The sequence below is a fragment of the Serratia entomophila genome (assembly GCF_021462285.1).
Taxonomy (GTDB): domain Bacteria; phylum Pseudomonadota; class Gammaproteobacteria; order Enterobacterales; family Enterobacteriaceae; genus Serratia; species Serratia entomophila.
Map to the genome: position 1 here is coordinate 4,198,711 of NZ_CP082787.1, position 12,683 is coordinate 4,211,393.

Genomic DNA, 12,683 nt, shown 5'->3' on the forward strand with positions numbered 1-12,683 from the left:
TTAAGATGAAGAAAATTTTAGCTTTGCTCGTGATTGCGCCTTTGCTGATTTCCTGTTCCGGCAAAAAAAGTGATGAAGTCAACGAAGCCTGGGTCAAAGACACCAACGGCTTCGACATTCTGATGGGCCAATTCGCCCACAACATCGAGAATATCTGGGGTCTGAACGAAGTTCTGATCGCCGGGCCGAAAGATTACGTCAAATATACCGACCAATATCAGACCCGCAGCCACATCAACTTTGATTCCGGCGCCATTACCATCGAGACCATAGCCACCACCGATCCGGCCGCGCACCTGCGCCAGGCGATCATCAGCACCTTGCTGATGGGTGACGATCCGGGCTCTATCGACCTCTACTCCGACGTCAACGACATCCAGATCAGTAAAGAGCCGTTCCTCTATGGCCAGGTGCTGGATAACAAGGGTGCGCCAATCCGCTGGGAATGGCGTGCGGCGCACTTCGCCGATTATCTGCTGCAAACCAGGCTGCAGAAGCGCACCTCCGGCCTGCATGTGATCTACTCGGTCACCATCCAGCTGGTGCCGAACCACCTGGACAAGCGTGCGCATAAATACCTGCCGATGGTGCGCAAAGCCTCGGAGAAATACGGCATAGAAGAGTCGTTGATCCTGGCTATCATGCAGACCGAATCCAGCTTCAACCCGTATGCGGTAAGCGGTTCCGACGCCTTGGGCCTGATGCAGGTGGTGCAGCACACCGCCGGCAAGGACGTGTTCCAGATGCGCGGCAAATGGGGCAAACCGAGCCGCAGCTACCTGTTCGATCCGGAAAACAACATCGACACCGGCACCGCCTATCTGGCTATTCTGCAGAACAACTACCTGGGCGGCATTCAGAACCCAACCTCGCGGCGCTATGCGGTGATCACCGCCTACAACGGCGGCGCCGGCAGCGTGCTGCGGGTGTTCTCCAGCGATCGGACGCGCGCGGTAACCATCATCAACGGCATGCAGCCGGGCGATGTCTACCAAACGCTGACCACCAAGCACCCGGCCGCCGAATCGCGCCGTTATCTGGTGAAGGTGAACAACGCGCAGAAGAGCTACCGCAGAAGGTAATGCGCTCCAGGCGGGAAATAATCAGGGCCGGCATAAAAACCGGCCCTTTTTTCGGCTTATCACTACGGATGCGGTATTTAAATCACGTACAGATCGAGATACTCATGCACCGGCATCTGCTCTAACTGCTGCCGATCCAAAGAGATGGCCAAAATCCGCTGCTGCTGCCGCAGCGGGAACTGGCGCCCCAGGTTAGTGGTGAATTTTTCAATCAGCAGCGGGATACCGTCCTGGCGGCGGCGGGCGTGCCCAATCGGGTATTGCACCTCGACTTCATCGAAGCGGCTGCCGTCGCTAAATTCCAACGTAATGGCGTTAGCGATAGAACGCTTCTCGGGATCGTGGTACGCGGCGGTGAAAGCGGGATCTTCCACGCAACCGATCCTGGCGCGCAGGCTGTCGATACGTTGGTCCTGTGCCACATTGTCTTCGTAATCGGCGGCGGTCAGGCGCCCGAACAGCAGCGCGATGGCCACCATATACTGAATGCAGTGATCGCGATCCGCCGGGTTATCCAGCGGCCCCTGCTTATCGATAATGCGGATGCAGGCTTCATGAGTGCGAATGCTCACTTTGCTGATATCCGCTGCGCTTTTGCCTGCCGCCAACATCCGTTGATGCAGCGTCATTGCGGCCTCCACCGCCGTCTGGGCATGGAACTCCGCCGGGAAGGCTATCTTGAACAGCACGTTTTCCATCACGTAAGAGCCATAGGGGCGCTGAAAACGCAGCGGTTCGCCGTTGAACAGCACGTCGTAAAATCCCCAGGTCTTGGCGCTGAGCGCCGAGGGATAGCCCATCTCACCCGTTTGCGCCATCAGCGCCAGCCGCACCGCGCGCGCGGTGGCGTCGCCGGCGGCCCAGGACTTGCGCGTGCCGGTATTGGGGGAATGGCGATAGGTGCGCAGCGCCTGGCCATCCACCCAGGCCAGCGAGACGGCGTTGAGGATTTCGTCGCGGGACAGCCCCAGCATCTCTGCCACCACCGCCGTGGAGGCAACCTTCACCAGCAAAACGTGATCCAGGCCAACGCGGTTAAAGGAGTTTTCCAGCGCAATGCAGCCCTGAATTTCATGAGCCTTGATCATGCCGCCAAGCACCTGCCCGATCGTCAGAGGCTCTTTCCCACCGGCCACCGCATTGCGCGACAGCCAGTCCGCCACCGCTAGGATCCCGCCCAGGTTATCCGAAGGGTGCCCCCACTCGGCCGCCAGCCAGGTATCGTTAAAATCGAGCCAGCGGATCATGGTGCCAATATTGAAGGCCGCCTGCACCGGATCGAGCTGAAACTGCGTTCCCGGCACGCGTGCGCCGTGGGGCACCTGGGTGCCCGGCACTATTGGCCCGAGCAGCTTCCGGCAGGCCGGATATTGCAGCGCTTCCAGGCCGCACCCCAGCGTATCGAGAAAGCAATAGTGCGCGGTTTCATACGCCAGCGTGGATGAAATCTCGAAATGCATAACATAATCAACAATATCGACCATTTCACGGTCGAAGTCCGGACGGATATTGAGCACGGAGGCGGACATAGGGCTATCTTCCTGTTTTATGATTATTGGCAAATGCGGCGCCATGCGGCCACCGGTTCATTGACGCCGATCGACGGGCATAAAAGCGCGCTCCTGCGGGCCGATATAGGCCGCCGCCGGCCGGATAATCTTGTTGTCGAGGCGCTGCTCAATAATATGCGCCGACCAACCGGTAACGCGGGCGATGACAAACAGCGGCGTGAACATTTCAGCGGGCACGCCCATCATGTTGTAAGAAACCGCCGAGAACCAATCGAGGTTAGGGAACATTTTTTTGGTTTCCCACAGCACGCTTTCCAATCGGTCGGCGATATTGAACAGCTTCGGCTGCCCGGCTTCTTGCGCCAGCTGATGTGCAATGCGTTTGATGACCTGATGGCGGGGATCGGCGATGGTATACACCGGGTGGCCAAAACCGATGATCACCTCTTTGTTTTCGATGCGTTTGCGGATGTCGGTCTCCGCCTCTTCCGGCGTTTCATAACGCTGCTGGATTTCCAGAGAGACTTCATTGGCGCCGCCGTGTTTAGGGCCGCGCAGCGCGCCGATGGCGCCGGCAATCGCCGAATAAATGTCCGAACCGGTGCCGGCGATAACCCGGCCGGTAAAGGTCGAAGCGTTGAACTCATGTTCGGCGTAGAGCACCAGCGAGGCGTGCATCGCCTTTTCCCAGCTTTCCGTGGGCTTGCCGCCATGCAGCAAATGGAGGAAATGGCCGCCGATGGAGTCGTCATCCGTTTCCGTCTCAATGCGTTTGCCGTTGTGGCTATAGTGATACCAGTACAGCAGCATCGAGCCGAGCGAGGCCAGAAGTTTGTCGGCAATATCGCGGGCGCCCGGGGCGCCATGGGCGTCTTTCTCCGGCAAAACGCAGCCCAGTGCGGATACGCCGGTACGCATGACGTCCATGGGGTGCGAGGCGGCGGGCAGCGCTTCCAACACCGTTTTGACGTTCATCGGCACGTCGCGCAGCGCTTTGAGTTTGACCTTGTAAGCGTCCAGCTCCTGGCGGGTGGGCAGTTTGCCGTGGATCAGCAAATAGGCCACCTCTTCAAATTCACAATACTGCGCCAGCTCGAGAATGTCATAGCCGCGGTAGTGCAAATCGTTGCCGTTTCTGCCCACGGTACAGAGCGCGGTATTGCCCGCGACCACGCCAGATAGGGCAACGGATTTTTTCGGCTTATTGCCTGACGGTGTCTGTTGGGGCGTCGTATCTGTCATGTCAGCCTCTCTGTGATATTGGCGAAGAAGACCTTATTCGCCGCGTTCGCGGGCAAATAAGGCATCCAATTTCTCTTCGAACTGGTAGTAACCAATGCTCTCGTAAAGCTCGTGGCGAGTTTGCATTTGGTCGATGACGTTTTTTTGCGTGCCTTCCCGGCGCAGAACCTGATAAACATTTTCCGCCGCACGATTCATGGCGCGGAAGGCAGATAAAGGATAGAGCGCCATCGCCACCTGCGCGCTTTTCAATTCTTCAGTCGTAAACAGCGGCGTCGCGCCGAACTCGGTGATATTGGCCAAAATGGGCACCTCCACCGCGCCGGCGAATCGACGATAAATATCCAGCTCGGTCACCGCCTCGGGGAACAGCATATCCGCCCCGGCCTCGATGTAGGCACGGGCGCGATCGAGCGCCGCCTCAATCCCTTCCACGGCCAGCGCATCGGTGCGCGCCATGATGGCAAAATTGGCATCGGTGCGGGCATCCACCGCCGCCTTGATGCGATCGACCATCTCCGCCGTAGACACAATGGCCTTATTTGGCCGGTGCCCGCAGCGCTTGGCGCCGACCTGATCTTCGATATGCAGCGCCGCCGCGCCGGCTTTGCCGATAGCCTTCACGGTGCGCGCCACGTTAAAGGCCGAAGCGCCGAATCCAATGTCCGCGTCCACCAGCAGCGGCAGCGGGCAAACGTCGGTGATCCGCCGCACGTCGGTCAGCACATCATCAAGCGTGGAGATGCCTAAATCGGGCAACCCCAGGGAACCGGCCGCCACGCCGCCGCCGGAAAGATAGATGGCTTGAAAACCGGCGCGTTGCGCCAGCAGCGCATGGTTTGCATTGATGGTGCCGACAATTTGCAACGGGCTTTCTTTACTTAATGCGGCACGAAAGGCCTGGCCCGGAGAGGGGGATGACATAGGCTTATCCTCTTGCAGACAGCTGTTATTTTCAGGTATCGGCAATAAGGCAAGGGGCGTGCCAACCCTGGCCTAAAATCGATGCCGAATAAAAATCAATATTAATCAATTGGATAATAAAATTTCATCGCTGAACCGGGCCGCCTTCTCAAAAAATGCGCGCCGGTTAACGTTTCATGAAACGTTTCACGCCCTTGGCTTGAAACATGCGTGAAACGCGCCTACAACCATAGGTATGTTTCCACATGCGTACTGATCCTATGGCTTACTCTTCCGCTCTGCCGGACGGCGCCGGCGACAAGCCCGCCATCTGGATCGTCTCCGTCACGCGCCTGTTTGACCTGCTGCGGGACATCAGCCTGGAATTCGACAGCCTGGCGAGCATCACCCCCATTCAGCTGGGCTTTGAAAAAGCCGTGCAGCATATCCGCCAAAAATTGCTCAGCGAGCGCTGCGACGTCATCATTGCCGCCGGCTCCAACGGCGCTTATTTGAAAAGCCGCCTTTCGGTGCCGGTGGTGCTGATCAAACCGGGCGGCTTTGACATCGTTCAAGCCTTGGCCAAGGCGCGTCGCATGGCTTCGTCAATCGGCATCATTACCTATAAAAAAACGCTGCCGGAGCTGCTGGAATTTCAGCACGCATTTGATTTGCAGCTGGAACAGCGCTGCTACGTCACCAAAGAGGAAGCGCGTGAACAGCTCAATGAATTAAAAGCGAAAGGCGTTCAGGCGGTGGTCGGCGCCGGGCTGATTACCGATCTGGCTCAGGAAGCGGCGCTTGCCGGCGTGCTCATCTATTCGACCTCCACGGTGCGCCAGGCCTTTCACGAAGCGCTGGGCAGGACGCGTTCCCTGCAAGGCGCCGCCCAAGCGCGCAAGCCCCCCTCCGGCCGCGAAACCCTGCGCGCGCGTTATGGGATAAACCATCTGCGTGGCGATTCGCCGATGATGGAGAAGCTTCGCCGCACGATTGCGCTTTATGGCCGCTCATCCGCCGCAGTGCTCATCCAGGGGGAAACCGGCACCGGTAAAGAGTTGGCCGCACAGGCCATTCACCAGGAATTCTTTTCCCGCCATGCGGCGGCTCCGTTCGTCGCTATCAACTGCGGCGCCATCGCCGAATCGCTGCTGGAAGCGGAGCTATTCGGTTATGAAGAGGGGGCGTTTACCGGCTCCCGTCGCGGAGGGCGCGCCGGCCTGTTTGAAACCGCCGACGGGGGGACGCTGTTTCTCGATGAGATCGGTGAAATGCCGCTGCCCCTGCAGAGCCGCTTGCTGCGCGTGCTGGAAGAAAAAGAAATCACCCGGGTTGGCGGACAGCGCCCTATTCCGGTGAAGGTGCGCATTATCAGCGCCACCCACTGCAGCCTGGAAAGCGCCGTGAACCGCAGCGAGTTTCGCCCCGATCTGTTTTATCGGCTCAATACGTTGCGCCTGAGCCTGCCCGCGCTGCGTGAGCGAGAGCAGGATGTGATGGAGCTGGCCCAGTGGTATCTGAAACAGGCGCTGGCGGAGCTGAACGTGCCATTTACCGCCGCCTGGATGCAGGGCATTTTTTCCTGCCGGCAACGGTTGCAGGGCTACAGCTGGCCCGGGAATATTCGCGAATTGCGCAATATGATGCAGCGGCTGGCGCTGTTTTTAAGCGCCGAACCCTCAGAGGCATTAAGTGAACAGAAGCTCTGCGGCTGGCTGCCGGAGCTGGTTTGCGCCGGGCTGGCGCCCGAGCCGCCTGCGCCCGTGGTATCAGACGTTCAGGCTGCCCTGGCGCAATTTAATGGCGATCGCGCCGCGACCGCGCGGTACCTCGGCATCAGCCGCACCACGCTGTGGCGGCGCCTGCGGGAAACGGGCCGCTCTTAGTTGCGGCAGAGCGGCCCGAGGCGCGGTTATTGCTTGATCATATAGCCGAAGATGCGCTTCCAGCCGTGATCCTTTTTCTCGATGTACACCCCCTGCAGCTCCGGCGAGAAGCCCGGCAGGCGGTTGATGCCCTCTTCCAGCGCCAGGAAGTAGCGCTGCACCGCCCCGCCCCACACTTCGCCCGGCACCACGCACAGCACGCCCGGCGGGTACGGCAGCGCGCCCTCCGCCGCAATGCGCCCTTCCGCCTGGCCGATCGGTACCAGCTCCACGTTGTCGCGAATAAACTCGACGTTGGCGTCCTGCGGGTTCATCACCACCGGCGGGAAGTGATCCTGACGGAACATCTCTTTCTGCAGCTGCTTGACGTCGAAGCTGACGTACAGGTCGTGCATCTCCTGACACAGCCGGCGGATGCTGTAGCCGCGGTAACGCTGCTCGTTTTTGCGGTACACCGTCGGCAACACCTGGCTCAGCGGCGCGTCTTCTGCCACATAGCGTTCGAACTGCACCAGCATCTCCACCAGCTGTTCCATCTTGGCCGGGTTCTCCGCCGGGGTCAGCAGGAACAGGATCGAGTTCAGGTCGCACTTCTCCGGCACGATGCCGTTCTCGCGCAGGAAGTTGGCCAGAATGGTGGCCGGCACGCCGAACTCGGTATATTGGCCGGTAGCGGCGTCAATACCCGGCGTAGTCAGCAGCAGCTTGCACGGGTCGACCAGATACTGATCCTGCGCATAGCCTTCAAAGCCGTGCCATTTTTCACCCGGCACAAAGTTGAAGAAGCGGGCGTCGTTGGCGATGACGTCGGTCTCGTAGTCCTGCCAGTCTTTGCCCGCCACCTGCAGCGGGATAAAGGGCTTCAGCTGCGAGCAGCGCATCAGCAGCTGCTTGCGCGTTTCTATGCCGAGCTTCACGCAGTCCATCCACATGCGGCGGCCGGCGGCGCCGGCGTGCATCTTGGCGTTGACGTCCAGCGCGGCGAACAGCGGATAGAACGGGCTGGTAGATGCGTGCAGCATAAAGGCGTTGTTCAGGTGCTTATGGTTGCAGTGGCGCTTCTGCCCCTTGATGTGGTCGTCTTTCTTGTGGATCTGCGAGGTCTGCGAGAAACCGGCCTGCTGTTTGTGCACCGACTGGGTAACGAAGATGCCCGGATCGTGTTCGTCCAGCTCCAGCAACAGCGGCGAGCACTCTTTCAGCATCGGGATAAAGCCTTCGTAACCCACCCAGGCGGAGTCGAACAGGATGTAATCGCACAGGTGGCCAATGGTGTCGATCACCTGACGCGCATTGTAAATGGTGCCGTCATAGGTGCCGAGCTGGATGATCGCCAACCGGAACGGCCGCTGGGCGTTGGCCTTCTCCGGCGCCACTGCGCGGATCTGCTCGCGCAGGTAAGCTTCGTCAAAGCAGCGCGAATCCACGCCGCCGATAAAGCCGAACGGGTTGCGCGCGGTTTCCAGATAGACCGGCGTCGCCCCGGCCTGGATCAGCGCGCCGTGGTGGTTGGACTTATGGTTGTTGCGATCGAACAGCACCAGATCGCCGCGGGTCAGCAGCGCGTTGGTCACCACCTTGTTGGAGGCGGAGGTGCCGTTGAGCACGAAATAGGTTTTATCGGCATTGAACACCCGCGCCGCATGCTTTTGCGCATCCTTGGCCGAACCTTCGTGGATCAACAGATCGCCCAGCTTGACGTCGGCGTTGCACATGTCGGAACGGAAAATGGTTTCGCCGTAAAATTCGAAGAACTTCCGGCCCGCCGGGTGTTTGCGGAAAAACTCGCCGCCCTGATGCCCCGGACAGGCAAAGGTGGAATTCTCCATCTCCACGTAGGTCTTCAGCGTTTTGAAGAACGGCGGCAGCAGCGCCTGCTCGTAGGCTTCGGCGGCGGCTTCCAGCTGCGCCATGTAAAACGGCTTGCTGGCGCCGGCCAACAGCGCAAATACGCCGCTGATAAACGGCAGATAATCCGGGGAAAGATGCTCATCCCCTTCAACAGCAACAAAGGTCGGGATGCCGAAACCGGTGGCCTTCAGCTGCGCCAGAATGCCGGCGTTCACATCGGCCACCGACACCACCGCCGCCGCCACGTCGGTATAGTCAGTCTGCTCTATCCGCACGATCTGACGCAGGGTTTCAATGGTGGCGACCAGGCTGGCGCTTGTTGCTATTTTCAATTCTTTCATAGTGCTAACTCTCAAACTGTGAAGGATGAGGCTGTGCCACTGGCACGGTGATGAGATAACAAAGGTTATCCCGGCAAAGTGATGTCCGGCGGGGCAGCATAAAATGCCTGCGTGACCGGCTTATGATCGCAAGGCAATCAGGCAACTATCGGGACTGGTATCGGCAGCGTCCAATAGACATCAGTAAAATCAGAGCCGCAGCTCTATTTTTAATAATGCCTAACGGCGAGCATCGGGTAGCCTTACCGCATGGTAAGCAAGGGGCTTCGGGTGTACTGCGTTCGGCAGAGGCAACGGTGAAAGAATGGCATCATCAGATGTCTGGTGCGCGACGGCGCTTGTACAACAAAACCAGTCATGCCGGTAACCCTCTGACATAAAGGAGCGGAAACACCGTTCAGGGAGGCGGGTGCTAAAAATTTGCGCAATGATTGCACGTTTTTTTATGAGGTTCAAGTAACAATCATGCCGCTTAAAATCATCGCCAATGACACATAACCCATTGTTATTTATATGATAAAAATTAAAGTCAATGAAATCAAAATGGTATAAATAAACAGCTTTTATGCATATCTATTACCCGCGGCCGCCGCGCCCCCTACCGCCGGCCGACGCCATTGACTGAAAATAGAGCAACCGATCGGCTTTGTGACAGAAAGCGATTGACGCCATCCGGCCAATACGGTTTAATGCGCCCCGTTGCCCGGATAGCTCAGTCGGTAGAGCAGGGGATTGAAAATCCCCGTGTCCTTGGTTCGATTCCGAGTCCGGGCACCATATTTAGAAGAACCCGCCTATGGCGGGTTTTTTGCTTTCTGAGGTATGGACTCTCCATCGAACGAGTTCGATTATTCGATCTTACGGCCTCACCCTACCGGCACTTGAACGCAGACGTTTTGGCTGCCAGTACGCCAGATAAGAAGGGTGAAGAAGTGGTGAATCAGGCAATCAATATCACAAGGGTAATCATAGCGCGCCGTGAAACAACGATTGCTTCTGTCGATAGGTTAATTCGATTAATCTAGTTATCCTCATCCATATTCATCAGCAAATATGGATGAGGAAGATAATTACCATGAAAACAATACGCTAAGCGTTATTTCTTTTTTGATGCATCAGGAAAGCAAAACTTGATAGCCATATCAAAAAGTTTCACAATCGCAAGTACAAAGATAATTGTTATTACAAAAACAGAAAGATTTTTAGGCGCCGCATAAAATGTCGTAAATGCTACTCCCGCGCCGCTAAGCAACGATGCAGCAACAATAATACCTGCCATCGTGCTAAAAGAACGAAAGATAATGTTCATATTTATCACCGTAATCACCAAGCATAGGCAAGGTCTTGCCTATGCTTGAAATTATCTCCAATTACCAGCTACAACCGCCAGATCCATGTTTCCCGCTGCAGCTTCCGGCATCGCTTTTATTGCCTCCCTTACCCATGCCAACGTTACCGCCGCCACTTTTGCTGTCTTTGAAGCAGCCGCCGGCGAGAGCACCTATCGCTAGTCCTGCAGGGCCTTTCAGGCTGCCAGCGATTATGCCATTAACGCAGTCAGGCGAGGTATATTTCCCATAGAATCCGCCGGATTTACTTCCATCGTTTTTTGAACTGCTATTCGTTCTTCCACCATTATCAACACGATCGCCGCCATTATTGCCCTGGCCACCAGAGACGAAATCCAACATGGAAGGATCTAGAACTTTCATATGCAACTCCTTTTGAGGATGCAACGGACTAGTGTAAACTTATGTAAAGCCCAAAACCATTAACCCATAGATGTCGATTTATCAATAGTCTTGATTAGAAAATTTGTCGTTATTGGGAAGGTGCTCATGTTTTTCTAAATGCCATGTATTCCACCAATTTCAATATTATATTAAATAAAAATACTATGATTAAAAATCATAACATTAACCAATATTCACTCGATTACTCGAACGACGAAATCAATTCACCACATAACGCCGGCATGTCTTACCGGATGATGACGCCGTAGTTGGAAACCTATTCGGGGGTTGATGAACAATTGGGAAAGAACGTACGATAAGAAAATAATTCATTGTTTATTATTAAACTTAATGTCATCAAAATTCATACCCGGCGAGTTTGTTCATCTATCCCCCTCTACTTTGTGTTTGACACAGGGGGCATTCACCCATGCTCATAAGTTTACCCTCAACCAGGCAAAGGAAGTGAAACGCATCAGGCACGGTTTTCGGGTCAAATACGTTGGATAAGTGGGTATACATCGATAATCCGCATGCCTTACCCACAAATAGAACTAGAAAAGGCTATCTATTGTTAACAGCGCCTTGATTTTGTTGACATTCACCTCGCCATCAGTTGCAGAAACAAAGTGCTGCAATTGCCATTTTTGAGTTGTAATAGCCTGTTTCACAATGGGTTTAACCCAAGGAGCATAAACACGGATAGCTCTTTTCCCCTCCTTTCCCTTAACCGACATGACCCCTTTTTTCGCCAGTGCATGTCTGTTGAATATAAAAAGCCCTCTATGGGTATGATCAAAAACGCTCACCAATACGAACTCAATGCCATCGTCAAAATCGATGGGCATAATCTCGTCTTGCACATGCGGTCTTTTCCACATAGTAACAAATTGCCCGAGTTTAGTTGGGGTCGTATTGGCGACGCGGAATAATGCTCGCTTGCCTTCCACCTCAAACTGACAGGCGCCATATTCGCTGCTCTCAGCTTCTCGTCGGGGTTCCGATATGCGAATTCCAGCAGGCAATAATACGTCGTTTATTATATCAGAAAGTTGAACCGGTATTTTCCCTTTCGCCGGATCGGCAAACCAAGCGCCCTCAACGTCTTTACTACTTCCCAACATACTTCATTTCCTTCTTTAGTATCGGAGACTCTCTCGCCAACCATATCATAATGCTCTGCTTGCTCAGGAAGATGCGCGCAGAATATAAACCTGTTCGTAACACTACCACAATAGCATGCAATCTCACTGTCCTTTTCAAACCACTCCCTGCATTCTCCCCCGACATCAGCTGGCTTCCCTACGGCCAACAGCTTCCGAATTATATAGACAATACAAACCATTACATCCAAGACCCCTTTCTTTTGGATACCCTAACGCATTGTTCACATAGTCAATATCATCGACTCTGAGGCTACGGGAAATATGACTGTGGCCGTAAACATGGGTATCGGGCTGAAGAATAGAGATCTGCTCCGCCAGTTTTTCAGATCCTAATACCGGGAAGATATATTTGAACGCCTCAGGAACAAAGTTCGGTAACAGTTTTGATGTTGGTAGAAAATGCGAAAAAGAAATGACAACATCATTTCTTGTATTGAGTCGCGAGATGTTTTTATCAAGAAAAAAATTCGTCACGTGCTGCAAATCCCAATTATCAGGCCACTTGCATGCATGAAAATCCATCCAACTGCCGAGCAATTTCTCAGTAGGTGAAGAAAAGGAAAAATCATACCAACTGAGCAAAGGCACGATTGATACGCTGCCATGGTGATAGACATCCATGGAAACGCCGCACCGCTCAGTAAGCTGGCAAATCTGCTCAAACTTTCTGATCGATGTGGGCATGCTATCGCGAATAACCCAAAGCTCATGATTGCCCGGCACGAAGAGCACCTTTTTGAAACGGCGGGCAAGAAAGGTAAAACACTGCTCAAGCCTGTTCAACTCGTCACTTACATCGCCCGCCACAAGCAACACATCGTCAGTATAATCGGCATCAAATGCATTAAAGAACCACTTGGCATTGCCATCAAAGTCGATATGGAGATCGGAGATTGCGTAAACTTTCATATACCCCCCTTTTAAAAGACCCCCTCCAAATGTACCGCATCCTGGAGAGGGCCATTTCA

10 protein-coding genes and 1 tRNA gene are annotated in these 12,683 nt (G+C 55.0%); 3 read left to right on the forward strand and 8 right to left on the reverse strand.

Translation table 11 applies throughout. The features are described 5' to 3' along the window. The first annotated feature begins 5 nt into the window (after positions 1–5). Positions 6–1,082, forward strand: a complete 1,077-nt coding sequence (mltC, locus tag KHA73_RS20280) for a membrane-bound lytic murein transglycosylase MltC (protein ID WP_234586294.1) — start codon at positions 6–8, stop codon at positions 1,080–1,082. 77 nt (positions 1,083–1,159) lie between these two features. Here mltC and KHA73_RS20285 read toward each other — a convergent pair whose 3' ends face one another. The 3 genes from KHA73_RS20285 to prpB are packed head-to-tail and all read right to left on the reverse strand — an operon-like array spanning position 1,160 to position 4,759. Beyond that, the gene (locus KHA73_RS20285; RefSeq protein ID WP_234586295.1) at positions 1,160–2,611 is read right to left on the reverse strand and encodes a bifunctional 2-methylcitrate dehydratase/aconitate hydratase; all 1,452 of its coding nucleotides are present in this window, start codon (positions 2,609–2,611) and stop codon (positions 1,160–1,162) included. A gap of 57 nt (positions 2,612–2,668) precedes the next feature. Next, positions 2,669–3,835 (reverse strand): bifunctional 2-methylcitrate synthase/citrate synthase, encoded by a 1,167-nt coding sequence (prpC, locus tag KHA73_RS20290; RefSeq protein WP_234586296.1) that lies wholly within the window; start codon positions 3,833–3,835, stop codon positions 2,669–2,671. Between the two features lie 33 nt (positions 3,836–3,868). Next, positions 3,869–4,759, reverse strand: coding sequence for a methylisocitrate lyase (gene prpB, locus KHA73_RS20295; protein ID WP_234586297.1), 891 nt, complete (start codon positions 4,757–4,759; stop codon positions 3,869–3,871). Between the two features lie 260 nt (positions 4,760–5,019). On the opposite strand from prpB, the gene prpR reads away from it, so the two are divergent. Beyond that, on the forward strand, positions 5,020–6,624 hold the full coding sequence (prpR, locus tag KHA73_RS20300) for a propionate catabolism operon regulatory protein PrpR (protein ID WP_234591339.1): 1,605 nt from the start codon (positions 5,020–5,022) through the stop codon (positions 6,622–6,624). A 26-nt stretch (positions 6,625–6,650) separates the two neighbouring features. On the opposite strand, the gene speF is transcribed toward prpR, so the two are convergent. After that, positions 6,651–8,816 carry an ornithine decarboxylase SpeF gene (gene speF / locus KHA73_RS20305; RefSeq protein ID WP_234586298.1) on the reverse strand — a complete coding sequence of 722 codons (2,166 nt, stop codon included), beginning with the start codon at positions 8,814–8,816 and terminating at the stop codon, positions 6,651–6,653. Positions 8,817–9,517: 701 nt separating this feature from the next. Here speF and KHA73_RS20310 point away from each other — a divergent pair. Next, positions 9,518–9,593 (forward strand) — tRNA-Phe (locus KHA73_RS20310). A 319-nt stretch (positions 9,594–9,912) separates the two neighbouring features. On the opposite strand, the gene KHA73_RS20315 is transcribed toward KHA73_RS20310, so the two are convergent. From KHA73_RS20315 to KHA73_RS20330, 4 genes are all read right to left on the reverse strand, one after another. Next, positions 9,913–10,125, reverse strand: coding sequence for a hypothetical protein (locus KHA73_RS20315; RefSeq protein ID WP_234586299.1), 213 nt, complete (start codon positions 10,123–10,125; stop codon positions 9,913–9,915). Positions 10,126–10,186: 61 nt separating this feature from the next. Next, a complete protein-coding gene (locus KHA73_RS20320) occupies positions 10,187–10,528 on the reverse strand; it encodes a hypothetical protein (protein WP_234586300.1) in 342 nt (113 codons plus the stop codon). 575 nt (positions 10,529–11,103) lie between these two features. After that, a complete protein-coding gene (locus tag KHA73_RS20325; protein ID WP_234586301.1) occupies positions 11,104–11,673 on the reverse strand; it encodes a MepB family protein in 570 nt (189 codons plus the stop codon). A 165-nt stretch (positions 11,674–11,838) separates the two neighbouring features. After that, a complete protein-coding gene (locus KHA73_RS20330) occupies positions 11,839–12,624 on the reverse strand; it encodes a metallophosphoesterase (RefSeq protein ID WP_234586302.1) in 786 nt (261 codons plus the stop codon). Between the last annotated feature and the right edge of the window lie 59 nt (positions 12,625–12,683).

What these genes read in the sequence shown, in the direction of transcription:
- KHA73_RS20325 (WP_234586301.1), bottom strand. Translation starts at nt 11,673, where the DNA reads ATGTTGGGAAGTAGTAAAGACGTTGAGGGCGCTTGGTTTGCCGATCCG.
- speF (WP_234586298.1), bottom strand. Translation starts at nt 8,816, where the DNA reads ATGAAAGAATTGAAAATAGCAACAAGCGCCAGCCTGGTCGCCACCATT.
- KHA73_RS20330 (WP_234586302.1), bottom strand. Translation starts at nt 12,624, where the DNA reads ATGAAAGTTTACGCAATCTCCGATCTCCATATCGACTTTGATGGCAAT.
- prpB (WP_234586297.1), bottom strand. Translation starts at nt 4,759, where the DNA reads ATGTCATCCCCCTCTCCGGGCCAGGCCTTTCGTGCCGCATTAAGTAAA.
- prpC (WP_234586296.1), bottom strand. Translation starts at nt 3,835, where the DNA reads ATGACAGATACGACGCCCCAACAGACACCGTCAGGCAATAAGCCGAAA.
- KHA73_RS20285 (WP_234586295.1), bottom strand. Translation starts at nt 2,611, where the DNA reads ATGTCCGCCTCCGTGCTCAATATCCGTCCGGACTTCGACCGTGAAATG.
- mltC (WP_234586294.1), top strand. Translation starts at nt 6, where the DNA reads ATGAAGAAAATTTTAGCTTTGCTCGTGATTGCGCCTTTGCTGATTTCC.
- KHA73_RS20315 (WP_234586299.1), bottom strand. Translation starts at nt 10,125, where the DNA reads ATGAACATTATCTTTCGTTCTTTTAGCACGATGGCAGGTATTATTGTT.
- KHA73_RS20320 (WP_234586300.1), bottom strand. Translation starts at nt 10,528, where the DNA reads ATGAAAGTTCTAGATCCTTCCATGTTGGATTTCGTCTCTGGTGGCCAG.
- prpR (WP_234591339.1), top strand. Translation starts at nt 5,020, where the DNA reads ATGGCTTACTCTTCCGCTCTGCCGGACGGCGCCGGCGACAAGCCCGCC.